Here is a 401-nt window from a genome sequence, read left to right as displayed (position 1 = left end):
GGCCATAGGTGTGGGCGGAGTTGATGAGGCCGAACTCGCGCGCCAGGCGGATGTCGTGGGCGGCGACGTCGTACTCGCCCCAGTCGGGCCCGAGGATGGCCATGGCCAGGGTGACCAGGCGGTCGTCGGAGGCGAGGCGGCCCTTGCGCAGGCGCTCGATCTCCTCGCGGGGGAAGGGCTTCTTGTGATAGGGCACCTCGCCGGGTCGCTCGGGCGGCTTGACGGTGCCGCGGGCGAAGACGGCGCGCACGCCGGACTCCTCGAGGGCATCGATGGCGGTGTCGGTCATCTCGGCATCGCGCAGGATGTGGCACCAGTCGACGATGGTGGTGGTGCCGTTGCGCAGCTGGTTCAGCGAGCCCAGTGGTGGTGCCGTTGCGCAGCTGGTTCAGCGAGCCCAG

The 401-nt window shown here is 70.3% G+C and carries 1 pseudogene; it reads right to left on the bottom strand.

The window, feature by feature from the left end:
• A pseudogene (locus AC1DF3_RS37185) lies at nucleotides 1-289 on the bottom strand (amidohydrolase family protein); the annotation flags it as partial.
• Nucleotides 290-401: the final 112 nt, after the last annotated feature.

The organism is Variovorax sp. 10N432 (assembly GCF_056394465.1).
This window is presented reverse-complemented; position numbering and strand designations above follow the sequence as displayed.